This window comes from Vibrio sp. 10N.247.311.47, from assembly GCF_041467535.1.
Taxonomy (GTDB): domain Bacteria; phylum Pseudomonadota; class Gammaproteobacteria; order Enterobacterales; family Vibrionaceae; genus Vibrio; species Vibrio crassostreae_C.
Genome location: NZ_JBFSUR010000012.1, coordinates 26,007 through 52,014, shown reverse-complemented (window position 1 = coordinate 52,014; position 26,008 = coordinate 26,007). Strand labels below are relative to the sequence as shown.

21 protein-coding genes and 2 other RNA genes are annotated in these 26,008 nt (G+C 40.1%); 14 read left to right on the top strand and 9 right to left on the bottom strand.

The annotated features are described in order from the left end of the window. Positions 1-38 precede the first annotated feature (38 nt). From AB6E51_RS10190 to AB6E51_RS10170, 5 genes are all read left to right on the top strand, one after another. Complete coding sequence (locus tag AB6E51_RS10190; RefSeq protein ID WP_372057540.1) at positions 39-1,919, top strand: ATP-dependent zinc protease; 1,881 nt, start codon at positions 39-41, stop codon at positions 1,917-1,919. Between the two features lie 369 nt (positions 1,920-2,288). Continuing rightward, entirely contained in the window at positions 2,289-3,545 is a 1,257-nt protein-coding gene (locus AB6E51_RS10185) for a tyrosine-type recombinase/integrase (RefSeq protein WP_232288508.1), read from the top strand. Then, positions 3,545-5,260 carry a hypothetical protein gene (locus tag AB6E51_RS10180; RefSeq protein ID WP_004735141.1) on the top strand — a complete coding sequence of 572 codons (1,716 nt, stop codon included), beginning with the start codon at positions 3,545-3,547 and terminating at the stop codon, positions 5,258-5,260. The genes AB6E51_RS10185 and AB6E51_RS10180 overlap by 1 nt, the downstream gene beginning before the upstream one ends. After that, entirely contained in the window at positions 5,257-7,251 is a 1,995-nt protein-coding gene (locus AB6E51_RS10175; protein WP_016796742.1) for a hypothetical protein, read from the top strand. The genes AB6E51_RS10180 and AB6E51_RS10175 overlap by 4 nt, the downstream gene beginning before the upstream one ends. Next, positions 7,248-7,691, top strand: coding sequence for a hypothetical protein (locus AB6E51_RS10170; RefSeq protein ID WP_004735143.1), 444 nt, complete (start codon positions 7,248-7,250; stop codon positions 7,689-7,691). The genes AB6E51_RS10175 and AB6E51_RS10170 overlap by 4 nt, the downstream gene beginning before the upstream one ends. A 472-nt stretch (positions 7,692-8,163) precedes the next feature. Here the strand turns inward: AB6E51_RS10170 and AB6E51_RS10165 are convergent, their stop codons facing one another. Further along, on the bottom strand, positions 8,164-8,697 hold the full coding sequence (locus tag AB6E51_RS10165) for a DUF6817 domain-containing protein (protein ID WP_017090057.1): 534 nt from the start codon (positions 8,695-8,697) through the stop codon (positions 8,164-8,166). Between the two features lie 622 nt (positions 8,698-9,319). On the opposite strand from AB6E51_RS10165, the gene AB6E51_RS10160 reads away from it, so the two are divergent. The 3 genes from AB6E51_RS10160 to AB6E51_RS10150 all read left to right on the top strand — a co-directional run bounded on the left by AB6E51_RS10160 (position 9,320) and on the right by AB6E51_RS10150 (position 11,980). Next, entirely contained in the window at positions 9,320-10,219 is a 900-nt protein-coding gene (locus tag AB6E51_RS10160; protein WP_004735145.1) for a nucleotidyltransferase, read from the top strand. Further along, complete coding sequence (locus AB6E51_RS10155; protein ID WP_004735146.1) at positions 10,219-10,851, top strand: hypothetical protein; 633 nt, start codon at positions 10,219-10,221, stop codon at positions 10,849-10,851. Before AB6E51_RS10160 ends, AB6E51_RS10155 begins: the two co-directional genes overlap by 1 nt. Positions 10,852-10,975: 124 nt before the next feature. Continuing rightward, positions 10,976-11,980, top strand: coding sequence for a PIN domain-containing protein (locus tag AB6E51_RS10150; RefSeq protein ID WP_004735147.1), 1,005 nt, complete (start codon positions 10,976-10,978; stop codon positions 11,978-11,980). 986 nt (positions 11,981-12,966) lie between these two features. Here the strand turns inward: AB6E51_RS10150 and AB6E51_RS10145 are convergent. Both AB6E51_RS10145 and AB6E51_RS10140 read right to left on the bottom strand, forming a co-directional pair. Next, positions 12,967-13,284 carry a hypothetical protein gene (locus AB6E51_RS10145; RefSeq protein ID WP_004735150.1) on the bottom strand — a complete coding sequence of 106 codons (318 nt, stop codon included), beginning with the start codon at positions 13,282-13,284 and terminating at the stop codon, positions 12,967-12,969. Then, the gene (locus tag AB6E51_RS10140; RefSeq protein WP_004735151.1) at positions 13,281-14,411 is read right to left on the bottom strand and encodes a hypothetical protein; all 1,131 of its coding nucleotides are present in this window, start codon (positions 14,409-14,411) and stop codon (positions 13,281-13,283) included. Before AB6E51_RS10140 ends, AB6E51_RS10145 begins: the two co-directional genes overlap by 4 nt. Positions 14,412-15,777: 1,366 nt before the next feature. On the opposite strand from AB6E51_RS10140, the gene AB6E51_RS10135 reads away from it, so the two are divergent. Together AB6E51_RS10135 and AB6E51_RS10130 are read left to right on the top strand one after the other, a co-directional pair. After that, positions 15,778-16,101 carry a hypothetical protein gene (locus tag AB6E51_RS10135; RefSeq protein ID WP_004735154.1) on the top strand — a complete coding sequence of 108 codons (324 nt, stop codon included), beginning with the start codon at positions 15,778-15,780 and terminating at the stop codon, positions 16,099-16,101. A gap of 629 nt (positions 16,102-16,730) precedes the next feature. After that, entirely contained in the window at positions 16,731-18,551 is a 1,821-nt protein-coding gene (locus AB6E51_RS10130; RefSeq protein ID WP_004735155.1) for an ATP-binding protein, read from the top strand. Between the two features lie 537 nt (positions 18,552-19,088). Here AB6E51_RS10130 and ssrA (AB6E51_RS10125) read toward each other — a convergent pair. The 3 genes from ssrA (AB6E51_RS10125) to smpB form a co-directional block, all read right to left on the bottom strand. Further along, positions 19,089-19,455, bottom strand: a transfer-messenger RNA (tmRNA) gene (ssrA, locus tag AB6E51_RS10125). A 211-nt stretch (positions 19,456-19,666) separates the two neighbouring features. Further along, positions 19,667-20,023, bottom strand: a transfer-messenger RNA (tmRNA) gene (gene ssrA / locus AB6E51_RS10120). 66 nt (positions 20,024-20,089) lie between these two features. Then, on the bottom strand, positions 20,090-20,575 hold the full coding sequence (gene smpB, locus AB6E51_RS10115) for an SsrA-binding protein SmpB (RefSeq protein WP_004735156.1): 486 nt from the start codon (positions 20,573-20,575) through the stop codon (positions 20,090-20,092). A gap of 119 nt (positions 20,576-20,694) precedes the next feature. Between smpB and AB6E51_RS10110 the strand changes: the two genes are divergently transcribed. Genes AB6E51_RS10110 through AB6E51_RS10100 form a run of 3 tightly spaced genes read left to right on the top strand, consistent with a single transcriptional unit; the run spans position 20,695 to position 21,624 of the window. Beyond that, a complete protein-coding gene (locus AB6E51_RS10110) occupies positions 20,695-21,123 on the top strand; it encodes an SRPBCC family protein (protein ID WP_004735157.1) in 429 nt (142 codons plus the stop codon). A gap of 3 nt (positions 21,124-21,126) precedes the next feature. Further along, positions 21,127-21,438: an RnfH family protein gene (locus AB6E51_RS10105; protein WP_004735158.1), complete on the top strand. Its 312-nt coding sequence runs from the start codon at positions 21,127-21,129 to the stop codon at positions 21,436-21,438. A gap of 12 nt (positions 21,439-21,450) precedes the next feature. Further along, complete coding sequence (locus AB6E51_RS10100) at positions 21,451-21,624, top strand: hypothetical protein (RefSeq protein ID WP_372058891.1); 174 nt, start codon at positions 21,451-21,453, stop codon at positions 21,622-21,624. Here the strand turns inward: AB6E51_RS10100 and bamE are convergent. From bamE to nadK, 3 genes are all read right to left on the bottom strand, one after another. Beyond that, positions 21,621-21,980 carry an outer membrane protein assembly factor BamE gene (gene bamE / locus AB6E51_RS10095; RefSeq protein WP_372058892.1) on the bottom strand — a complete coding sequence of 120 codons (360 nt, stop codon included), beginning with the start codon at positions 21,978-21,980 and terminating at the stop codon, positions 21,621-21,623. The genes AB6E51_RS10100 and bamE overlap by 4 nt on opposite strands. A gap of 167 nt (positions 21,981-22,147) precedes the next feature. Then, complete coding sequence (gene recN / locus AB6E51_RS10090; protein WP_017059862.1) at positions 22,148-23,812, bottom strand: DNA repair protein RecN; 1,665 nt, start codon at positions 23,810-23,812, stop codon at positions 22,148-22,150. A 292-nt stretch (positions 23,813-24,104) separates the two neighbouring features. After that, positions 24,105-24,989: an NAD(+) kinase gene (nadK, locus tag AB6E51_RS10085; RefSeq protein ID WP_017066747.1), complete on the bottom strand. Its 885-nt coding sequence runs from the start codon at positions 24,987-24,989 to the stop codon at positions 24,105-24,107. Between the two features lie 143 nt (positions 24,990-25,132). On the opposite strand from nadK, the gene grpE reads away from it, so the two are divergent. Beyond that, complete coding sequence (grpE, locus tag AB6E51_RS10080; RefSeq protein ID WP_017059864.1) at positions 25,133-25,714, top strand: nucleotide exchange factor GrpE; 582 nt, start codon at positions 25,133-25,135, stop codon at positions 25,712-25,714. Positions 25,715-26,008 lie beyond the last annotated feature (294 nt).

Sequence of the window (26,008 nt, the reverse complement as noted above, 5' to 3'; positions counted from 1 at the left end):
CCAGTATTATTAGTGAACTAATCACAACGGACCAACTAATGAAAAAGATACCTTTGGCTCTAACTCTTTTAAGCACTCTACTTTTTTCACAATATACTTTGGCTACTGATACTTCACCGACCACTCAAAACCCTACTTACGAACTCGATGGTAAGGCGGTATTAGGCCGTACTGAGAATGTATACCTCTCTAGCGTTCAAGGGCTAAAAGACGTTCCTTTCATTGGCAAAATCGACACTGGTGCAGAAACTACCTCTATGCATGCTGAAGACATTCATGTGAAGAGCACGAATGCCGATTACAAGAATCTTAAAGACAAAGAGTTGATGGCGGCGTTAACCGAAGACTTGTTGAATAATTCCGATGTTGATTACGATGATTGGGATGGCAGTACCTTTGCGAAATATGAAGCTGTGGTGTCTTTTAAGGTTCAAAACCCACGTACGGGTGACAGGGTATTAATTAAAGCGCCTTTAGAGCGTGTCAGCATGATACGCAGCCGCACCAGCAGCACGCCTTTGCTTCGTCCTACCGTAAAAATGTCGCTCACCATTGCAGACCAAGAGCTAAAAACCGATGTTAACCTGACCGACAGAAGTCACTTCTCTGCGCCAGTGCTGATCGGCAAAACCTTTCTTGCTGACAACGCCTTAGTGTTTGCTGGTTACGACTATTTGCAAGAGCAGGAAAACGCGACGGTTGTTGGCCGTAAAGAGGTGGTGTCTATCTCCGGAATGGCGATGAACGCGACCTTCTCCTTAAAGAATCGCTACAGTATTCTTCATGCAAAAGACATCGACGTAGATAAGAAGAACAGTGAAGTGACGTTTGATATGTTCGACAACGATGGCAAACAGAAAGAGATGACACTGCCATTAGTTCGTATGTTAAGCGTGAGTGGTAAGAAAAGACCTCTGGTATATGTACCAGTCCAACTCGATGAAAACACAACCAAAGACGTTCTGGTGTACCTACGTGACCGCTCGAGTAGCGAGTCACAGTTGAGATTTGGTACCAGTACCGCCAGTGAACTTTTTATGATTGATACCAATGCAGAAAATATTCTTTCTGAAGGTTCAGAGAGCTTTAGTGATGTTGCTAAAAAGAGTGAACCTTTGGTTATTTCTCCAGAAGAGGACATCACCCTTGATGACTTCCCTCTAAAGGCCGTTGCCTCATTCACTGTCAACACGCCTTTGTTGAAGGTCGACAGTTTTGAAATGACAGGTAAAGGCAAAGATGCCTCCGTTGAATTTTATCTTACGGATGTAAACGGTGAGAAGCAGAAGGTGACCAAGCCAATTATTAAGAAGCTTAAAGTCGGTGATGATACTCGTCCGGTTGTAAGTGGTGAGTTTGCGGTCTCTGGAAACGTTCGTACGCAAGAGTTTGCCATCGATGTGCTCAATACGAATGAGAAAGAAGCGTACTTTATTTTAGGCAAGAAGATGGCAAAAGACGGTGTGTATGTGAACACTCGCTCTGACTATCTTTTGAAAGCTGAGCCTTTGTTTAAAGTTGGGCACATTGAAGTAGTAGAAGTGAACGGCATGAAGTTCCCGGCCAAGCTCGACACTGGTGCGGATGTAAGCTCAATGAACGCAGTCAACATCAAACGATTTAAGAAAGATGGCCAAGACATGGTGAGCTTTACCTATCAAAACAACCAAGGCGATAAGCAAGATTTCACCAAGCCAGTGATTGATGTAATGCGTATCAAAGCCAAGAAAGGCGAGAAGGTGAACATTCGCCCTGTGGTAGAAATGAAGGTTAAGCTCGGAGACCTAGAGAAAGAAGTAAGGGTAAACCTTCAAGACCGCTCTCGCTTTGAATACAGCATGATCTTAGGCAAGAACTTCCTGAAACATGGTGCGGTAGTGAGTAGTGATGAAGATTACTTACTCGGTGATATGGAGTAACCCCTAAGCTTATCTAAGTTCGTAAGATAATAGTTTTAAACAGCCACACATTTCAGCAACGGGATGTGTGGTTTTTTATTGAGTGTCTGGTTTTATTGTTGGTGTGCTAATGGTAACTCATTGCTAGCAATGTAATTTGTCATATTGTGGCAAGTAAAATAAAGATAAAAAAAGGGCCAACTCTTTCGAGTTGGCCCTTTCCAAACGTTTGGTGGAGCTGGCGGGAGTTGTATCGTCAAGTCTTAAATTATGAACCAACCCTCAACTCTTTAATTTCTTGCAATGTGAACAACCCTAAAGTCTTGACTTGGCATTTTTTATGAACGATTCTGATTCTATTGCTAGCCTATAAGTTGCCTTCGTATGTACATGACTCACAAGATCAAAAGCCTAAATCTTCTATCCGATTTTTATGATCAGAAAAATTTATCCTTGAAAGATGGAGTACTCTATGCTGAGTCAGATAAGAAAACTTGTGATAATTTATACGTTGTTATAGAGAGTGAAACAGGTGTAGTAGTACCGCCTGTATTATCATTTATAGTATCGCACTATAGAAATCATTCAAAAACTTCATCAGCAACACAGGCTAAAGCGTTACGGCTATATTTTGACTTTCTGCATCAGCACAACCTCTCTTGGAATATAGGGGCGCTAGAGTCTGTGGATAGACCTTTTACTGGGTTTAAGTGGTGGTTAAAAGAACAGTACGAAGAGGGCAACATTGCTGGTAGTACCGCTCGGTCATACTTTAGCGTTGTCGCGAATTTCTATATATTTCATTTGGATATTAATACTCCATTTACCTCTATTCCTATGGAGTATGAGGAAATAGAAATAAGACAGTTTGATAATGATCCATTTGCGCATATAGCAGGAAGAAGCATAGTTAGGCGAGTATCTACAGAAAAGTTGGATGTATCAGCTCGAAGTCAGGAAGGGTCTTTAAAGCCGTTTACTATACAAGAGCAAGAGATGTTTTTTACGAAGCTGAAAGAGCATGGTTCGGAAGAGTTTTTGCTGATTTGTGTGCTTGCTATCTTATCAGGGCTTAGAGCAAGCGAAATTGCAGACCTTCGGACAGACATGTTTGCGATCTACAAAGATGATGACCCACATTTTGAGTTAGAACTCGGCGCAAAAGTACAACACAAAACGAAGCAGAACAGTGAGCTTCCAGTTACGATTGCAGGTTCTGCCGTTAAGCTGTTAAAGCGTTATCACATCAGCAGTCGTTATGTAAATCGACTAAATAAGTTCATAAATAATGGTGGTGAAAGAGCTAATGTCTTTATTACACAAAGAGGCGGAGCTTATTCCCAACACACAATATCGACACTTTTTAATCAATTTGTACATAAGCATATATACCCTGAATATCCAGACTTTTCACATGACTTTCATGATTTAAGAGTCACGTTTGGAGTTGATGTAATGAATGCAGCTCTAAACGTGAAGACTCTCAGCGATAGTGAAGCACTGAGATTCACTAAGAGTCAAATGAGGCATAAGAATATTACGGATACGTTGCGGTACCTCTCTTACTTTCAGAAATCTAAAGCTTTGGTAGAACAATCAAAGCTAAATGAAGAGTTATTAAGCTTAATCTTTAGTGAGACGGCTTAATGGTAAAGAAATCAAGAAAGATTGAAGTATCGAAGAGTTCTTATTCGAGGGAAACTAGGGCTAACGATATCGGATACTGCATTAAATTCGATAAAGAGTTTGGAAACGAATATTCGGAAAGTGTGTTGAGTTGGATAAAAGAAACCGAGCTAGATACAAAGGATATTAGGCAGGAGTTATCTTTATTTGTTAAGCATATTGTAAGTAGTTCATTCGCTTCAGAAACGAAATTGACAAAAATTCGAGATTTTAGATTGTATGTACGGCACTTAAGATCGTATGACACTGTTCGGTCAATTGCAGCCAAAGAAAGTATTGAAAGTTATCAAGGAGTACTGCACAGAAAATACAACCTTGAGGAGATATCAAAAGCTACTTTTGAAAAAAAAAGAAAAATTCTCAAGCAACTTATGTATGACTGCTTTGGTATCGGTAAACTTGACTTTGATAAGTATTTTCCATCGTTAGGTAAGCGAACAGGAGTACTATTTGGCGCGACTATTAATGGGAAAGATAACTCAAAAGGTTACAGTAAAGAAGGGTACAAAGCCCTCCTTAAATTCTTAATTAATGCCGCTGATTTTTATCATACTTTGAGTGTTCAAGGTGCTCCAATTGAGAGCCTAAACGACACTCAATTTAAGCATGATATTGGAGGTATAACCTATACCATCAAGCACAGAGTAGCAGGTGTTATCAATACTAATGGGTATATCTCGAACCTAGCTTCGATGTTTTACTCTTCAGTGTTTGTTGCTATAACTGGTATCAATCAGTCTCCTGCTTTCAGACTGAAGAGAAGTTCTATATCAGAATCAGAAATCATAGATGGCATGATAAAGATCTCGATAACAGACAAAAGAAAGAAGAAAAAAGATGCGGAAAAAATATTACTAGTAAAGAAGCATTTTAAAACTTTGCTTGAGAGAATTATTGAACATTCAAAAAGAGTCGATCCAGAAGGGGGATTCCTTTTCCCTTTTGTTAACCCCGATGGTAGCGTTAGCTCTATACGGACCCATGCGTACAGAGGTCTACTACGTAACACTCTAAGCCCTTTAAACCTCTCACTGGGAGCCGAGAGTTTAAAACTAGATACTCGAAAGTTACGACATTCCTATGGGCTATTCTTCAATGACATTCAACAAAGAGCAGAAGTGCTTAACAACTCGGTAGTTGTTTCTGAGAAGTACTATAACCAAGGCTCTGTCGAAGAAAATAATAAAGCTCTGAAAAAAGGTATGGCTGCATATCAAGATCTGTTTCAAGTAAAAGTGATCGATGAAGCAGCCTCGAAAGCTGTACTTTATGACAATGAAAACTCAACCAAAACGCCTTCAGGTGGAGTGTGTACCAATGCAGTTTCATCTAAAGAGGCTGACCGAAACACACGAAAAATCAAGAAGTCTGGCTTACGTAAAGAGGGGGAGGTTGTTTATTGTACAAGTTTCTTATCTTGTATTACCTGCCCAAATCATCTGTTTGTAAAATCCGAAAGCCACGTTTATCAACTGTTGTCGCTACGACAAGTATTAATCAACAGTCGATACGAATGCGAAGCTGGAGGTCTTTTTGGAAGTAGAAAAGTAATAGAGAACACTATCAATAATATAAAATACCTAGCTGAACATAATCTAGATAAAAAGCTAGTTAAGATAGCTAAAGATATGATGAGAGAACAAGGCATTTCACCATTATGGATGTATGATCTATGAGTAATTATTCAGTTACATCAGCAGCCTCTGTTAAAGAGCCTTGTAATAATCTATCAGATATGAGTACTTTTGAGTTAATAACTCAAAACCCTGCTGTTGCTTATGATTTAAAAGGCGAAGTTGTTTCTAGGTTTAATGATCCGGTATGGGATTTCAGTGCATATCGAGACCTTAGGAAGAACAGTTCGAAATCAACGTATAAAGTCTATTTTCCAACCGATAAGATGTCGGCAAGCTTACTTTTAGAGCTGAGAGTCATTGTTTTAGCTATCTTCAAATCAGAGTACAAATCCAGTGGCCGTGCAGCGGTTGCCACGGAAACCATGAGAAGATTACGACCGCTCTTTAATGAGCTACAGGAATGCAATCTAATGTCAGTGACTAAGCTAAACAGTAGTATAGGCATGATTAAATACTTAGAATCTGTCAAAGGAAAGTACTCTCATTCAACACTAGAAGGCAGGTTTGGGAGGCTTAACTCTGCTTCCCGTTTAAATTTAAATGGCTTGAATATTAGCCTTCCACTAAGCAGAAATGTACTAAACGACAGTTGGGCTTCGCTAAAGCAGCTAACTGCTCCTTACGTGGCAGAGAGTTCTCATGTTAGGCAAACCTTGTACATACCACTAGAGCTTCACTCAAAGCTATTATCTGAATCGTTAGAGATCATTAATGATGCACCAGATGTGATAACGAAAATTAATCGAGTTTTAGAGAAAAAGTTCAAGCAAGTTAGAAAATCCAGAATAGTTGCACAATCAAAGTATCCTATAGATGTTACATACCAAGCCGAAAGGCATCGAGTATCTCAAGAAAAGAAAGGAAAGTTCAAAAGCTTAAAGCAGCTCTTGATAGATGAAGGCTTAGGTCATCTTGCCTCAAAAGACAAGAATACTAGGGTTTACCATGGATATATAAGCCGTGTGTTTGCTGCTTGCTATGTAATCATTTCATCTTATACAGGAATGCGGTTTGATGAAATTACATCATTAAAAGATGATTGTTTTCGGTGCACTCCTGATGATGAAGATAAGTATTATTATGTCCGGGCATATGAGACGAAAATATCAGGAGGGGCTGATGTAGATTACATTACCATTCCTGAAGTGAAAAAAGCTATTGATCTCATAAAGTTGATACATAGACCTGCCAAAAAATTAGTACCATCCTTGAAGGGCAATGACTTTCTGTTGATCAGTGCAAATGTCAGTATTCTCCCAACATTCGCAGCCCTAAATCCAGTGACAAAGTCGTTGCAAGACTTAGCTAAACACATCGGACTCATAGTCACTGAGTCTGCTTTAGAGCAAAGCAAAGCGATGAATCGAGGCCGTGAGCGCATAATGGTTGGAAGCTTGTGGAAGTTGAATACACATCAATTCAGAAGAACTCTAATAGTTAACTTTCTTACTCATGATCTTGCTTCTGCTCCAGCGGTAAAACAGCAGGTAAAGCATATGTACCAGTATATGACGGAGTATTACGGGAAAGGGTCAGAATTAGCATTTACTCAAAGGTTGCTAAGAGATTGGTCTATCATGGAAGATATCGCTAATGAGCACATCTTGGTAAAAACTAACATATACAGAGAGTTATACTACTCAGATTGCCACTTAGAAGGTATTAAGGGCAAAGAGATCGAGGCAATGAGAGAATCCGCCATTCAGTTAACTGATGATGAAATTAGGGTTTTGATAGAGACTGGAGAGTGGGATATAACTAAAACTCCTTTTGGCTATTGCACAAAAGCGCATAAGTGTGAAAAAACGGATACCATCGATCCGTCAGTTTGTGGAGAAACTTGTGATACAACGATAATCACACTAAAGAATGCGATTAACTGGAAAAAACTATACGACAGAAATATCAAGTTACTCAGGCTTGAGAGTTTGGAAGGTTTTGCAGGGAATGAAGGTATGATGAAAAGTCAGAATGTTGTAGCGTTACGAATCATGAAAGCATTTAACTTAGAACCTGAGGTACAAGCATGAGTGGTGAACAAAAGTTAAGAGCAGCTTTAGCAAGGCTGAAAAAGGGGAAGCCAATTCATGTAAGCCCAGGTAAGAGAGTATCGCTTTCTTCTATAGAAGATGAGGCGGGAGTTGGTCGTAGTTTAATAAGGCATTACCCTGATTTACATAAAGAAGCTCTAGATGTAATAAAAGCTCAAAAGCGAGAGCCTTTAAGCTCAAATACCAGACCAGAAAAAGCAGAAGATATTGATAAGATAAAGAAAGAATTAGTTGAAAAGAAGGCTGAGCTATCCGAGCTACGTAAAGCCTATAGTGAGTTAATTAGAACAAATGCCGAGTTATTTACCTTGTTGAATGCAGTAGCACATAAGAACAGACGAGATATCGATTTAGAAAGAGTGGTTGGCTCAGTAACAAAGGTTAACATTTCGGATAACATAAGGTCTTTATTGAAGTGATTGTGGCCTTTAACTAACCCATCTTTTACTTATTTATAAAAGATGGATTTCTTTGAGGGAATATAGGTGACGCTGTTTCTTTTAAAAAAACAAAACAACGATGTAACTAGATCTGACAGATTGCTTAATCATACTTTACCCGTTCCGTGCTGGTAACTAGGAAGAAATCCTTCTCGGTTACCTAAACCACCTTTGCCCCATTGTTAGTTTCGCCAAAAAAGCCACGCTCTCGGTCGGATGGGTTTTGCCCAAACATAACTAATCTGAAACCCAAAGCTTATAAAGTACGATAAATGGGGATCAGAGTGCAGTTGTTAGTTCAAAGCAACTCGATGAATTTTGCTCTACAAACCGCTCTTGAAGCGGTCTAATGGCTATTTCTGATAGCACACAGACACATTTACCATAATAGGAATAATATCTACAAGATTTCTAACGCCACGCGTTGCGAATCCATCTCGAACCGTTGTTGTTATGCGAAATTCGACAATGCTAATTTGTACGCCTTTCTAGCTTCGGTACTTAAGTAGCTGTCCATACCTTGGAACAGTTCAAATAGCTCAGCACCATATTTGAGCTTGAACTCTTCACTGCTATAAACAAGCTCTAGCTCATTAGCGACCGTTAACTCGCAAAACAATTTTACCGTTGCACTATCGAGTTTGAATATTGAACCAGTAAATCTGTCTTTAAATTGGATTTCTAGCGCTTTTCCAAATTGAGGGAATACATAGTCTCGGTCGCATGAGCAATACAAATAAACCAACGCTTCTTCATCATTACCAATAATTCGCGCTATTTCTTGGCGCTTGCTTAACGACACCATGTTTTCATCGAAACCTGCTGTTCCATATGCGGCATGAAAAAGACCTGCGATTTGAAGTAACTCGCTACTCCCCCAGTTAATCAGAACTTGTTCAGTTCCTTTCAAGTGTGCTTCCAATGAACCGTTAAGGTGCTGAAAGTCACCCGCCCCAAGTTCTTGAAGCATTATAAATTTATCCATAAATATCCTTTCCTTTAGGTCGTATAGAAAGCGTTGATTTATGCCTATTTAACCTTTCATGGTCAACATGATATCAAGGACTTAAACTGATTTTTTGAATGTTAGAAGGCAATATGTAGCTTAATGTGATGAATTGAATTGAATTTAACGTAACGGCACTTAGTGCGCACCTAAACCAATACTTTTGCTAGTGCGATGCTACTCATCGCATTAGCTCTTCACAAGTAAATTTGCCACACCTGTAGTTATTGATGGTTTACTAATTTAGCAAAAGCGCTGGCAAATAGATGTCCAGAGGCTTTATAGAGCTGAAGCTTTACATGTGGCACTTTCTAACAAAGTGCCTCCTAGCTCGGATCTGCCCCAAAATTGTTTAGCTCAGGATTGCTGACCACTTTCTCATGTCAATTCTTGACCTACATATACTAATAACAGATTATGAGCCTAGTTGAGCAATTGTGATTATACAGTCATGTTCTGCAATTTGTGAGTGGAAGGATGTAATACACATATAGAACAATATGTTACTTCTATGGCCTCTGTATTTTATGAAAATTTTATAAATACATCGCCTGCAGAAAAGGCACTGTTAGTTACCAAATCATCGTAGTATGGAGTATTTATGAACAGGGATTGGGAATCTGTTTTTACAACTTGGTCGCAAGGGCCAAGCAAAACAGAACAGGAGCGAGCGGAGAATGCGGAGCGCCAAATTAGACAAGCAATTCATGATAGTGAAAAGTTAAGAAATCGAAATATTAAAGTTTTTACACAAGGCTCTTATCGAAATCGTGTAAATGTTAGAAAAGATAGCGATGTTGATATTGGTGTTGTTTGTTTTGATACATTTTTCCCTGTATACCCCGATGATAATGTTAAAGCCCAATTAAATAAGAGTTTTAGTGACGGCGTTTATACTTATGCATTATTCAAGAATGAGCTTGAAGAAGCTCTTGTTGCTAGGTTTGGTAGAGAAGCTGTATCAAGAGGAAGCAAATCATTCGATATCAAAGAGAATACGTATAGAGTTGAGTCAGACGTAGCAGCATTTTTCGAACATCGCAGGTATACATCTGTAACTCATTACTTATCAGGAGTTGAAATGATTCCTGATGATTACACTCCTCCTAGAGTGAGAAATTGGCCTGAACAGCATTATCAAAATGGAGTGGCAAAGAATGATGCTACATCTAGAAGATACAAGCGAGTCGTAAGAATACTCAAAACCCTTTGCAATGAAATGGCAAGTAAAAAAATAAAATCTGCTGAAGATACGCCAAGTTTTTTAGTTGAATGTTTGGTGTTTAACGCATCAAATGAATGTTTTGGCTACCAATCTTTCAAGCCAATGGTTAGAGCTGTTCTTGCTGAACTATTCAATAATACTATGAATGATCAAAAATGTAGTGAGTGGGGTGAAGTTAGTGAACTAAAATATCTATTCCGCTCTTCGCAGCCTTGGACTCGTCAAGGAGCTCATCAGTTTATAAGTGATGCATGGGATTATGTGGGGTATGAATAATGCTAACTAGACTTCATATTTCGTCATTTTTAGGTCTCACCATAATTGTCTGGCTATTGGCTCTTTGGTTTCAAGGCATGCCAGTACTAAATGTTGATTTTCTAAAACCTTTCGGCACGGTTGTCGGCGTAATTGCGCTTTTTGTTACCCTTTTTAATAAGTACATGTGGTCATGGAAAATCTTTAAGGGCTGGTATGTAAAACGGCCAGATATTAGGGGCACGTGGAAAGTAGAGTTGAAAAGCAGTTGGATAAATCCCGAAACAGGAGAGGAAACACCTCCTATTTACGGTTACGCCGTTGTTAGACAAACTTTGACTTTTCTAAGCGTACGTTTAATGACTAAAGAGTCTCGATCTGTTTTAGTCGCTCATAGTATTGAACAACAAGAAGATGACGATTTATTCAAGCTTGTTGGAGTTTATCGAAACGAACCCAAAATAGAGTTACAAGGGAAACGAAGTGAAATTCACCATGGGTCGTTTGCATTAGAAATTCATGGTTCACCCGTGTATGAGCTTGAAGGGCATTATTGGACTGATAGATCCACCAAGGGAGGAATGCAACTCACTGATAGAGTTAAAAAATTGTATGATAACTATAATCAGGCTGAGCAAGAGTTTGGCAACTAACAAGTCATTCAAAGTACAAAAAAATAGCTGGATTTTGCTCCTTCGTCGCTAATTTTAGCCAACTATTTTATTGCCTCTGATTGAGGCGTTAACTCTACTAAAAAAGTTTATCATTTGAGGTTATATGAATTATATATGTCTTGATACTTGCGTATTCCTTGATATTTCAACGAAAAAGCAAGATCTTGCTTTGGTTTCAGCTTTGGAAGAGCTAGTCGAAACCGATGTGGTGAAACTGGTTGTTACAGATTTGGTTGCAGAAGAATACGAGAGAAATAAAGAAGATGTTGCAAACAAGACTGCAAGACGATTGTCTCAAGAGTTTAAACAAGTAAAAGCTGTGGTAAGTGAGTTCGCTAGCGCAAACCAAGAGCAAACGCTCGAAGTGCTAAATGACATAAATGCACGATTGCCTTTATTAACAGATGCCAATTACAGCACAATCAACAGAGTCGAAAAGCTAATCCAGTCTGCGGATCTAATTAATATTAGTGAGCGTTCAAAAGTTGCAGCGGTTCAACGTGGCTTGGATAAAAAAGCCCCATTTCATATCAGTAAAAACTCGGTTGCAGACGCTGTTATTATCGAGCAGTTTTATGAGTTTTCGCTTGATGTTGATGCTACTGATAGCTGCTTCTTTATCACTCACAATCACAATGATTTTTCAGCCAAAGACCATAGAAAACCACATGAAGACTTCGACGATATTTTTAATCGTGAAAATGTTCATTATTTCAATAATCTTGCATCAGCTTTGAACATCATTGATGAGGATGTGTTGGCTGAGATCGAGTTTGAGTACGATTACACTGAAGAAACTCGTGGCTTACGAGAAATTCTTGATGTAATGGACGAGTTGGTGGATAAAGTTTGGTACAACAGACACCAGAATAGGATGTGGCAGATCGAACATGGTGAAATTGAAGTTGTGCCGGAGGGTACCGAACGGTACGGAAGTGCTGTCATACATGAACATATCCTAGAGGGGGCAATTAAATCTGCACAAAAAGTCGAAAGTAAGTATGAAGACACAGGTCCGTGGTCAGACTTTGAGTGGGGGATGATAAATGGCAAATTATCAGCCTTACGTTGGGTTCTTGGCGACGAATGGGATATGTTAGACACCTAACCTAGCGTATTTTTAACAAACGCCCAAAGGATCAACCTACTTTTCCTAATCTAACAGATACACTGTGGAGCACTAGTTCTAAAACGAAACTGTCCAAAGAGTGTTTAGCTCACATGAAGCTATCATGAGAGCTATTTTGGTAACAGTTTATTTGCAAAGTGTCCAACACTTATTCGTGTAGCTGACTTGTACATATTTAGCATACCAATTCATGCTATCCAGAAAAATCTGTATTTAGTGATATAGGTACAGAATTGCAGATCTTAAACCCTATCCCCAAAACAAAAAGAGTCGCAGATGAGTAGGCAAAGGCAGAGCTTACTAACATAGTCAGGTGCTCTTTACGAGAAGTAAGTTTGTTCTCGCCCTTAAGTCTCGGATACTTCATTGAATAGGAAATGAAGTATCCGCGACCAAAGAATTGTGAGTCGGTGATTTTCGATTCCTCAAAGCCCTTGTCTAGCTTGGCTATATATTTTGCATCACCAAGCCCCGAGCGAAGCATCAAGAACATATACGGGAATACCCAAAGTAGCTACAAAGCCACTAGTAAAAAGAACGGTACCCAGCCAAAACGATGATCCATTTGTCCACTAAAATTCCTCAACTAACTCTACTGCGGTCTCGTAAATAAAACTCACCAAGTTCGTATATACCCTCAGCTGCTATCTTAGCAGCAGTTGAGTATGTTACGCCTCCAACTGCTGCACCAATGCCCTTACCAGCGCTAGCCTGTTGAGGTTTTCTAACATTCTTTATTCTACCTTTAATCACCATCACAAAAAGACAGAGTCTCAATGCTCGCCTATTTGGCTTTGATTTGGTATTAGTAATTCAATTGACTCAATTACTAAATATTTTAATGTTTTCGAAAGCGAAGAGAAGAGTTTGGGTAAGAAGTGGTAAATGATTTACCACTTCTTACCCAAAGGGACAACATTATGATTAACTTGCCTTTTTTGCCTGCTGTTATTATGTGGGAAGCTCTATATCTCAAGTTGTTTCAGCGTAACAATTTCCACGCAGTAATGTGACGGAGCGGAAGTGATGATCTTATCTAGGAGCACCTTATCACTAACCGGAATATTCCCTTCTAGGTTTAAATCTAGTTCATAGATTGAAGAACGCTGAGGCCAAGAGATAGACTCTTCACTGATATACTCGATTGTATTAATACTATCTGCGCCACTGCTCAATCGCCATTGCCCACTACTCCATAACCCGAATATTCTATAGTGTGTGCCATGGTCATCCGAACTAACACGTAATGTAATCCAACCAATATTGGGCTTATGGTGTCTCATGAGAATTCCTCTTCAGTTTTTAAAATTTCGTGATCGAAAGAAATTTCAAAGTAGTTCATGATGGAATCGAGACTACATCTAGCGTCGTCGTCATAACTATCATCTAAATATTGTTTTATGTTAGTGCAAAAGTTGTGTCCAAAGGTGCTGCACGCTGGAAAGGTATATTCAGGCATGCGTGTCTGTGCCAAATTGCTTAGGATCCACTCAGCTGTTGAGCTAAGCGAACACTCGTCGAGTAGCGTTATTCCCATCGGAATACTGATGCTTTCGAAATAACTAAGAGCTTCTGCTTCTACTGAATAATAAGGGGGATCTATACACTCTGAGAAACGGTCTTTGATCTGGTCAATAAACTCGTCTTTTAGGAACCCTAGCTTGGATACAACAAACCTACATGACATCTCAGCGAGTTCTGCTTGATTAAGTTTGCGTTCCAGTGGAATGGGATTGGACTGTGCTTCTGAGATCAGCATATGTAAAATTTCACGTAATAGATTGTGAGTTGCTGGTGTGAAAAATGAGAGCTGGTATAAGCAATGATGGGATGAAACGGGTGTGTAGTGACCTGTGTAAGCTAAATTTTTGTTTTCAATTCTGAGCCCAGAAGAACGTGCATTTTTGTTTTTTATTCTATCCCCATCGGCAAACCACTTTCCGAATCCATAAACCTTTATCTTGGAACCTAATCTAGACTCGAACTCAACCAAAGCAAAAAAAGGGTCTAGTTTAGTAATTATCGGGCATAGTGTCTGATAAATTATGCTTTGAATCTGACAAGGATCTAAAGGAACTAGTACTTCCTTTCCAAGGTATGAGTGACTATCTAGCTGTACATGACGGAGCTGTTGAAAAGCTCTATTTAAGATGCATAGACTGCCATCTTCAAGTACATCAAAATTCACACCAATGAAACCATTGGGATTTTTTTGAAAAAACTGTTCTATCTCAGATCTTGTTTGACCAAAAAAAACACAGCAAGCTAAATTTTTTCGATTGCCAAACCTGAGTTCTTGAGGACCTTTTTTACATGGAGGTAGTTCAAGATAAGATGTCTTAACTTCATTCTCTAATGCTTTAGAGAATGAATCGAGGATAATTTTAAAAGAAGTTCTATTTAAATACATAACTCATTTCCTGAAGACTTAACGCTTTCGGCTGGCGAACTAAAGCGCATTGGTCATTTCAACTAATGAATTATCAAGTATTAGATTGTGAATTTTACGACCTAGGTGGAACCGCCAGCAGTCCCGTGTATGTCATCCAAAATCAATGTTAGACACTAAACGGGAAAAAGCAAAGTTGTGCAGCCGAAAAAGCATATTCTGTCTTTATAAGTATAAAATGAAAATTTTTATGTTGTGACAAAGCTAGATGAGCAACCAAGCATCAGCTCACTGAAGGTGTTTCTCGAAATCAGTGGTACCTTTGGCAATGAGTAGTTCTGTATATAAACTATTTTTATAGTCACGAAGGGAGGCCTTCTATATGGCTCACAAAGCTAGCCTAATTGACAAATCTAGGCTTCCTAAACTCCTCCCCAAGAATGTTCCATCCTTTGACTAATCTTGGAATGGATATTAGTTGGATTAGGCTGATTACAACTTATCTATTTTGCAACCTCACCTCACAGCTGCACTCAGTTGTTCCTACCTCTTCTTTTGTTTGGACTGATTCAATACATTTTCACTGAGTTGCACTATTGGAAGAAAAAAAGTACAGGTTTAGGTGTTCTTTAATACCGAAATTCACATGTAAAATATGATAGATCATTAGCGATAGGGGGGGGGTGCATGAGAATGCTCCTTGAAATGCGTTACCGCCGCACAGGACAATTTATTTACACGAAAGATGAGATCTGCTCGATTTTTCAAACTGACAATGTTGAACAGATATTGGCTAGGAGTCCTTATCTCGTGAATATTCAGTTTGATTTGATTGTGTTTTTGGGCTCTCAAACACCTTCAGGTGCCATTTAGTAGATCACTTTATCACTCCGTAAAGACCAACAGTGCTATATATCATTCGAAGACGCTCTATCACGTTGGCATGTAATCTCGCAGATACCCATGATGTTAATCCTTGCGACAACAGGAGAATCCGGTCTGTACTCAACACCATTTGATCGTATTGAGTTTGTGCACGTTGAGCATACCAATAAAGAAATTTTAGAAAACACTGTCGAGCTTTATACTGAAAGTTGAGTAAGGCAGTTCTACCAGTTCCATACTGTCTCACCTTTGCCCCGAAACAACTTAGCTCAAGTGCTTTACAGAATCTAGAGATATGCGTTTCCCCTACTAAAAGTTATCTGAAACTAGTAATTGTCAAAACTAAACGGTGCTGTGTGCCCCAACCCTTTTAATGGTTGCTATCTTATTGATTTATCGTTGAAGATTAAAAAGAAAGAAGGCATTATTTCGCCATGGAATACGGACAATCGCCGTATAGAAAGCGTTAGCTGCAATCAGTATATAACGAGTATTATCGAAAATGTATAAACTAGAAATATTCTGTAATCCAGATCAGCAGATGTTAGTACAAAATGTACTACATGAATCTGGAGTCGATAAAATTGGCAATTACGACCATTGCTGGGCGATTGGTTCGGTCACAGGATCTCATCGAGCATTAGAGGGCTCAAATCCAGTATTTGGTTCTAAAGGTAAGGTCGAAAACTACAAGTTACTTAAAATTGAAATCAACGTCTCAACAGAACAAGTGAGGCCAATTGTAGAGTCTTTGAAAGAGAGTCTTGGGTGGGAAGAGCCATTGGTTAATGTGTTCAAACTCTACAATATAGAGTTTGACCTTTAACTGTAGAGTTTGCAGCAAACAAACGTTTAAGGGTTCAAGATACTTTGTCTAATCCCAATCTCGCATGTTAGGACCAATACTCTAACGTGCTTTTGTCCAGCTTCGTGCTGGCGGTGTAGATCAACGTATGTGATCAACGTAACGCAGATCTGCCCCATTATCACTTTCGGTTATGACATTCACGTTCGTAGACAACCGGAATTTACCCAAATCATGCTCATGTACCGACAACAAGACTCATGCAGCAAAAATGATTTTCTATATCGGTAAGGTCGCTTCGGGAAAAAGCGAATTACTCCAACTATTTTAAACATTTGTGCTCCGAGATGTGTTACTACGTAGTTGGAGCAATTTTTAAACTTCAACTTTTCGCTGTACCTCTTTTAGGTTTTTTACCCTTTTTAAAACTAAGTATCTCATATATAGCATTTTATCTCCGGTGACTTATGTCACGAAACTTGAGTAGCCACTAAAGCTATCCTCTTCTAAACTTTATGCATATGAGAAAAAGAGGTGCTGGAAGGTGAATAAAACAAACGTATTGGTATGGGTAACATTAATTGTTTGGTTATTGATGGTTGCTTGCTTTTTTTATTATATTGAAAAAGAAAGCTTTATACCTGTTATCCATGAATTTCATCTGGAGGACTCAAGTGAATTATAAATACTCACAAAAGTTCAATGTTATGGAAGCTTTAATTGCGCTAGCAATAGGCATAACTCTCAGTTTTTTCTTTTCATTTAAAACTCAAAACTCCCTTCTAGAGGCCACTGAAAGCTCAATCGTTGCTCATTCTGCAAGCCTTGTCCACATGAGAAGCTATATACATTTAACTCAGAGAGAAGATGGTGACCACAAGATAAATAAACTACTTTCTGAAATACAAAAGCTAACCTCTGAGTTAAACACTTTAAAAGAAGCTAGCAACGACATTAACGTTAGATTTCCTCAAATGATTTGGGTAGGAAATCCCCTCCCTTCTGTAGTTGAGGAGTACGTAAAAACTGCGGATAAACAGTTGGTATTGCTTGATAAAATGCTTAAAGCAAAACAACAGATAGTACCAGAGGTTTCATTAATCGAATTAGAGAGGCAGGTGTTTTCAGAAGAGATGGATGAAGCAGCGGAACATGTTCATGAACGTTTGATGGATAACATCTTCTTAACCAGTAAAGCAGCCGTCTATACTTTAATACTATTCATTATTTTAATATTCTCTGCCGTTTTTCTTTATCTCAATCATTACATTATAGAGTTGAAGAAGACCAAGCTAGCATTACAGGTAGCTGTAAATAAGGCAGAGGAAGCCAACTTAGCTAAGTCTATGTTTTTAGCAACAATGAGTCATGAGATAAGAACTCCAATGAATGGTGTTATAGGAATGACACAGTTACTCATATCGGATAATAAAGATCCAAGTATTCAGACGCACTTAGATACGCTATTGGAGTCAGGTGAACACCTAATGGTGGTGATAAACGAAATTCTTGATTTTTCAAATCTAGAACAAGGAAGTTTAGTTTTTGTTCAGGAAGAATTTGAGCTAAGCAAACTATTGGTCCCTATAAAAAATTCTTTTCAACCACAGGCTTCTGAAAAAAAACTTCAGCTTATATTCGACACCAATAGCTTGCCTGAAGATCTAATTTTAGTCGGTGATAAAACTCGTATACGTCAAGTTATTTACAATTTAGTGGGTAATGCCATCAAGTTCACCTCTGATGGACAGGTTAAGGTTGTTTTAAAATATGAAAGTGATAAAAATGAGCTTTGTATTCAGGTATCTGATACCGGAATTGGCATACCATCCCATCGTTTAAAAGGCATTTTTAATGCGTTCGAACAAGCAGATGTTAGAACGATGCACGATTTTGGAGGTACAGGGTTAGGTTTATCCATCGTGAAAAAAATATGCTTATCAATGGGGGGGGATATTACTGTTACAAGTGAGTTAGGTTCAGGAAGCTGCTTTGTGGCAAAGGTGATAAGCCCAAGAGTAACCACCCTCCGAGATCAAAGAACGCTCTCAGGCGAAAAAGACTTTTCCGGTAAGTCAGTCCTTATCGTTGAGGATAACCGTGTTAATCAGCTTGTTGCTCAACGATTGTGTCAAAAGTTAGGGTTTACTACCTATATTGCATCTAATGGTATAGAAGCTGTTAAAAGGGTGCGCGAATGTTCTTTTGACGTAATCTTGATGGATCATCAAATGCCACAAATGGGGGGCATAGAAGCGACAAAATTAATACGAAATGAGCATGCTTTTCAGGGTATTATTCTTGGATGTACCGCTGATGTTACCAAAGATACAGCCATAGCATTCGTGGACGCTGGTGCCAATGGAGTAATAACAAAGCCCTTACAATTAGACTCTTTAGGGGAGTTAATAGCACGCAGCGTAACGCTGGCTTGTAATGCGAGTCGTGATCATCATGTCGTGTTGGAATAGATGTCAGTCCGACTCATATTGAATCAAGGAGTTGATTCTTTGAGTAAAAGAGATAGCCTCAATGCTAGAATGCGCTATTTTTTACGTCGTCTGTAGAGGGGAAATATCGGAACTGTTGTCTGAAGGGGGGATGCAGCTTAAATAGAATAAGGCAAAACATAGAACCTTGCCTATTAGTATTTATTCATTACTGATTTTCACATGTAGTGTGGGCTTGGCTGGTTCAGAATACATAAAGTAATGAATTGAGGGTTATTTAGACCATCGACCCTAAATGATTTCTGTCCAGAGGCTTCTCAGATTGAATTTTTTACCGTGGCACTTTCTAACATAGAAGTGCGCCATTGTGTTGTAGCTAGATTTTCAGCCGATAGTTATCGTCATCGATTCTTCATACATTTTTAATGCAAGTATTGGAAGAGAACTGAAAAAGTGTGTAAGAAATCTTGGTCGATTCAATAAGCGACTAAAGGTTTAGAAAACTAAAGTTCTAGATAAAAGAAAAGCCGTATATTCACTGAATATACGGCTTCTCGAATGTGGAGGTGGGGGGAGTTGAACCCCCGTCCAAAAATCATTCATCATTGGTACTACATGCTTAGTCGATCTTTAAATTCACCAAGTACCTGCGAACCGACACGCTAGTAAATGACTATCCTGAATTATATTTCGAACTTCATCTCTCAGGCGGGAGAATCCGATCTAGCTCGTTTGGGTTTGACTCTTTGTTGTTCCCCGTCTTACAAGCGGAAGCTAGGGCAAAGAGGCTCTCAGCAGGTTATTAAGCTGCTAGTGCGTAGTTTTCGTCGTTTGCGACTATTTTTTTGCGGCTTTTAACGTGGCCAACCGCCCCACGGCATGCACCTCAGACTTCAAAATTCCTGTCGAATCCTAAATCACCCCCGTTGTGTATAAATCGATTCGCAATTTATACGGTGCATTTTATGAATCTGAGGTTCATAAAACGACTTATTCGCTTACTAAAGTTATGAATAATATAATCATAACCAAGAATTTATGCAATGTTTTATGAAAAATACGATTACCAGATAAACTGTCGTTGAACCCTTACTCAGTAAGGCTTTTCATAAAAAGACACTAAAATTAAGACTTGATGGTAGAGTTGAACCCGCGTCCAAAAATCATTCATCATTGGTACTACATGCTTAGTCGATCTTTAATTTCACCAGCAACCTGCGAACCGACACGCTAGTTAAAGGCTAACCTGAATTGTTATTCGCGCTTTTCCTCTCAGGTGGGAGAATCCGCGCTAGCTAGTTTGGGTTTGATCTCTTATTGGTCCCCGTCTTACGAGCGGAAGCTAGGGTAAGAGAGCTCTGAGCAGGTTATTAAGCTGCTAGTGCGTAGTTTTCGTCGTTTGCGACTATTTTTTTGCGGCTTTTAACGTGGCCAACCGCCCCACGGCATGCACCTCAGACTTCAAAATTCCTGTCGAATCCTAAATCAGCCCCAAGTGTTATTTGCATAGTACCAGAAAAGCATTGCCTGTCTAGCACTGTGCGTTTAAGTGCTTAAAATTAACGCAAATTACTCTTCATAATTCGTGCTTTATCTCTCGCCCAATCTTTTTCTTTCATATCAGTACGTTTATCGTGCAGCTTTTTACCTTTCGCTACACCAACTTTAATCTTCGCCCAAGAGCGAGACCAGTAAAGTGCGGTTGCGACAAGTGTCATGCCTTCACGGTTAATACGACCGATAAGGTTGTCGAGCTCTTTTCTCGACATAAGTAGTTTACGGATACGTGTTGGGTTCGCCACGATATGAGTACTCGCCTGAGTGAGCGGAGTGATCGTCATACCACTGATGAATGCTTCGCCGTCTCGGATGTAGACGTAGCTTTCTGCGATATTGGTTTTGCCTTCACGTAGGGATTTTACTTCCCAGCCTTGTAGCTCAAGCCCCGCTTCTATCTCATCATCGATGAAATATTCGTGGCGAGCTTTCTTATTAAGCGCAATGGTATTGCTACCGGCTTTTGATTTTGATTTATTCTTTGCCATAATGGCCTCATTATACGGATTGCACCCTAGTTGGGGAATCCTTTTTATTTGCGCTCTGGCCCAATACAATTAAAATTGCAGTTTGTGTTAATGTAACGCTGTCTTTAACAGGAGTCTATATGCCAAAGGTTACTCGTTCAGCATTAGTGTCGTTTAGTGCCGACCAGATGTTCAGCTTGGTCAATGATGTTGCTCGTTATCACGAGTTTTTGCCAGGGTGTTCTGGTTCACGTGTGATCGAATCTTCAGATTCAACTATGGTGGCTTCGGTTGATGTCTCTAAAGCCGGTATTAGCAAAACATTTACCACATCGAACCGCTTAGCTGATGGTGCTGAGATCTTGATGGAGCTGGTGGACGGCCCGTTCAAAAAATTGCAGGGCGGTTGGTATTTTACTCCGCTCGATGAGCAAGCGTGTAAGGTTGAGCTTAAGTTGGAGTTTGAATTTTCTAGCCGAATGATTGAAATGGCATTTGGTAAGGTTTTCAATGAGCTGACGAGCAATATGGTCAGTGCTTTTACTCAACGCGCGAAACAGGTTTATTAAGCCATGACTATTGAATCGGATATGATCCACGTAGAGGTTGTGTTTGCGCTTCCGCACGAGCAGCGTGTGTTTACCTTGGTGGTGAACAAAAACGCGACTGTGGAAGAGATTATTGCGCAGTCTGGTGTTTTGGAACTGTATCCAGAAATCGACTTAGCGAAAAATAAGGTTGGCGTATTCAGCCGCAACGTTAAACTAGATGCGACGGTTCGTGATAAAGACCGTATCGAAATCTACCGAGCACTGTTAGCCGATCCAAAAGAGATTCGCCGTAAGCGTGCTGAACAAGCAAAAGCGGCCGCTGCTAAATCGTAATGCCAAACAAGTTTGACTAAGAAGAGAGCTCGCTATGTTGGCGAGCTTTTTTGTGCTTGTTGGTTAGACAACGCACTTAATTTGTTAACGGATATTAAAAAGCCTGCTCGTGAGCAGGCTTTTGCGATTCTTGCTTTGTCGACTAAGAGCTTTGTTGACTGGAAAGCTTTGTTGGTTGAAAGCTAGCGAAGGCTTTCGAAGAACTCATCACTGGCTTCAAAATCACCGTTGATCGTTACTAGACTACCTGTGGCATCAAAGTTAACGACTAGGTTTTTCTGAATAGGGTCTTCATGGCCTTTTTGGTGGTGGTAAATGTAATACCACGTATCTGGGTAGCCGTTTTCGATAAGCATTGGTGAGCCCATAACGTAACGAACTTGTGTTTTTGTCATGCCAAACTTGAGCTGATCGACAGCTTCTTGTTCAACATAGTTACCCTGATTGATGTCAATTCGATAAACCAACTTCTCTAGTAGAGAGCAACCGGTCAACATTGTTAGTGCAAGTGGAACTGCAACTAACCACTTTTTAATTCGCATAGTTTGAGATCTTTCTTCGCTAAAATACTGCCTGATAATAAACAAGCTCCAGCAAGAAGTAAAAAGCTCCTTGCGCTTTGAGCTTGTTATGACTGGCAATTTTGAATTAAGTTGCAAAATTGCCAAGAATTTTCGGTAAATTATCAGAAAGTTGCCGAATATGTAACCTAAGCTGCGATTAATAACTCTTTTGCATTGGCAAGCGTCGATTCGGTAATTTGGCTGCCACCAAGCAGTCGAGCAAGCTCTGAAACGCGTTGTTGTTCATCAAGCGTGTGCATTTGGGTCTCTGTTTTTCCCGATTTCGTGTTCTTCGCAACAAATAGCTGTTGGTGACCGCAACCGGCAACTTGAGGTAAGTGAGTCACACACATAACTTGTGTCGATTCGCCCAGCTTACGTAGCATTTTTCCGACAACCGCAGCGGTTGGTCCACTGATACCCACATCGACTTCATCGAAAATCAGGCTTGGTGTATCCACTTTTTGCGCTGTGATCACCTGAATCGCTAATGAAATTCGTGATAACTCACCACCAGAGGCTACTTTCGCAATCGGCTGCATTGGTTGGCCTGGGTTGGTCGAAACAATGAAGGTCACGTTATCCATACCCAATGGAGAAGGGTGTGTGTTGGTGTTGTTCACTTCAATGGCAAACTGCGCTTTTTCCATGCTCAGTTCGTGCATGCTTTGCGTGATCAGCTTGTTGAGCTCTTTTGCGTAACGAGTTCGAGATTTATGAAGCTTCTCTGATTTAGCAACGAACGATTGGTATTGGTTTTCTACCTCGTTGGCCAGTTCTTCCAATTTTTCATCAGAGCAATCAAGCGCTTCAACTTGTTGTAGTAAGTCTTGATGGTGCTTATACAGCTCTTCAGGTAACACGTGGTGTTTACGAGACATCGACATCACTTTAGAGAAACGCTCCTCAACGTAAGCCATACGACCGGGATCAACATCAATGCTGTCTAGGTAGGTTCTTAACTCGTTGTTGGTCTCTTCGATCTGAATAATGGCTTCAGAAAGCAAGTTCGGTAACTCGGCCAATCTTTCATCTAGCTCAGCTAACTGAATTAAGGAGTTATTGGCCGATTGCAGAATACCAAGCGCATTAACTTCTTCGCCTTCATAAATAAGCTCGATAGCTTGCTGACAGGTTGTGGCCAGTTCTCCGCTATTGGAGAGGCGCTTATGCTCTTGTTCGAGGTCTTCATATTCTTCCTCCCCAATAGACAGCTCATTTAACTCTTTGATTTGGTATTCAAGAAGTTGTTTTTGAGCTTGGTTTTGCTGGCTATTCTCACGTAACTCTTTTAAGTGGTTATCCGCTTGTCGCCATGCTTGGTAAGCATTACGTGTCGATTTCAATAGGTTCAAGTGGCCTGCGTATTGATCAAGCATGGCCATTTGATAATCGCTTTTCATCAACTGGTGATGCGCGTGTTGACCATGGATGTTGATCAACAGTTGTCCAAGTGATTTCAATTGCGAAAGAGGGACAGGGCTACCGTTGATGAATGCACGAGAACGACCTTCTTTTGAGATGGTTCTGCGCAGGATGCACTCACTGCCATCAAGCAATTCGTTGTCTTCTAACCAGCGGGTTGCATGCAGATTGTTCTCAAGTAAAAAAGCGGCACTGACTTCGGTTTTTTCTTCACCTTGTCGAACCATTCCTGCATCGGATCTTCCCCCAAGACATAAGCCTAAAGCATCGATAGCGATAGATTTACCCGCACCCGTTTCACCGGTGATTGTTGTCATGCCTTTAGATAGTTCTAGCTGTAAAGACTTAACAATAGCGAAATTATTAACACTTAAATGAGCCAGCATTTTTATTTACCTGTATAACTGAACAATACTGTATATAAGCTCAGTATATACTGTTTCTTTATACAGTAAAGTCGACAGGTGAAAATTTTTTGCGACCGTTATCAGAATTGAGGTTGTTCGTAGATCACTGAAACCGCTATAGATTCCCAACTCAGTCGTTCCTCCCTCTTGGGAGTGGAGGTATAAGGAACTGCAGAGAAGCTAGAGCCGACGGGCTTTTACTGGCAATAAAAAGGCTGACGAATGTCGTCAGCCTTTCAAATTTTCGGTTACCACTGGAGCGTTTATTCTTTTAGAACAGCTTACTCGACCAACCTAGTTTGTTACGTAGAACATGGTAGTAGTTGTAGTCTTTAGGATGGATCAACTTAAGTACATTCGGGCTTTGGTAAATGTGGATCTCATCACCAGGAGAAACAGGCAGTGAGATTTGACCATCGCAGCTCACCTCCTGAGTTCCACGGTTATCAGGCGATACGATAAGCTTAATACGACGCTTTCCATCCACCACCAGTGGGCGGCTTGAAAGGGTATGCGGGAACATTGGCACGAGTGAGATAGCATTTAGGCTTGATGACAGGATAGGGCCGCCGCCGGAAAGCGAGTAGGCGGTAGAACCTGTCGGTGTTGAGACGATTAAGCCATCAGAGCGCTGTGAGAAGGCGAAGCTATCATCGATATACACTTCGAACTCGATCATGTGCGCCACTTGTCCGGGGTGCAGTACTGCCTCATTAAGTGCCGCATTGTGGCTTTTTATCTGGCCGTGACGATGAATTTCCGTTTCAAGTAAGAAGCGCTCTTCTTCCATGAACTCGCCTTTGAGAACATCAGTCAACGCGCTCTGGAAGTTTTCAGGGTTGAGATCGGTTAGGAAACCAAGATTACCTCGGTTAACACCAATCACTGAAATGTCGAAACGTGACAAGATTCTAGCGGCACCGAGCATGTTTCCGTCACCACCGACCACAATGGCGAGATCGGCGCGTTTACCTAACTCAATCAGGCTAGAAAAATGTTCTTTTGGGATGTCGTCTAAAATAGTGGCGAGTCTGTCATCAACAAACACTTGATAACCCTCAGCACTTAACCACTGATAGAGCTCTCTATGAGTCTGAATTGCTTGCTGATCTCGAGGTTTACCGATAATGGCGATGACTTCAAATGGCTTTTTCATAACGTTTCCAAACGAATTAGGCTTGAATCAAAATTCTTCATCCCCATAATAAAGGCAAGTTGAACGTCTATGCGAGTGTTTTATATCAATTTGAGGCGCAAACACGCCTGTCACTGGCATTGAAAACGAATTCTGGAGATATCATGAGCAACGAAGAAAACAAAGTAACCGAAGAAGAACTAGATCAGATCATTGCTGAAGCTGAGAAAGTTGAAGAAGCTGAACTGAATGAAGACGCGGCTGATGAGCAGGAATCAAAAATTGCTCAACTAGAAGCCGCACTGCTTTCTAGTGAGTCTAAAGTGAAAGAGCAGCAAGATTCTGTTCTTCGCGCAAAGGCTGAAGTTGAGAATATGCGTCGTCGTACTGAGCAAGAAGTGGATAAAGCACGTAAATACGCGCTAAACAAATTCGCTGAAGGCCTACTACCTGTTATCGATAACCTAGAGCGTGCAGTACAAGCTGCAGATGCTGAGAACGAAGCGGTTAAGCCGATTCTTGAAGGTGTTGAGCTAACTCACAAAACGTTCGTAGATACAGTGGCTAAATTTGGTCTTACAGAGATCAACCCTGAAGGTGAAGCATTCAACCCTGAATTCCACCAAGCCATGTCTATTCAAGAAAGCCCAGACCACGAGTCAAACACTGTGATGTTTGTTATGCAGAAAGGCTACGAGCTTAACGGCCGTGTTATTCGCCCTGCAATGGTAATGGTTGCTAAGTAATTGAGTGGCCGCTTGCTAAGCAGTTGATTATTGCAGTTGTGAAGTAAGACAATAGCGGCGACAAAACAATTCACTGGTTAACGTGAAATGAAAAGAGAGGCATATGCCTCTCTTTTTTTATGCCTGTAACTTGAGAGTCCACGTGAATAGTCACCAAAATCGCATTAAGAATGTCGTTCTTTTTATTTTATCCAGAACAGTAATTTAGAGTTTTATATTATGAAACTGGTTGTTAATGAAGAAATGTTTTGATGTCACATTTGTAATGTTTTTGTAAATAAATGCTTTTAATTG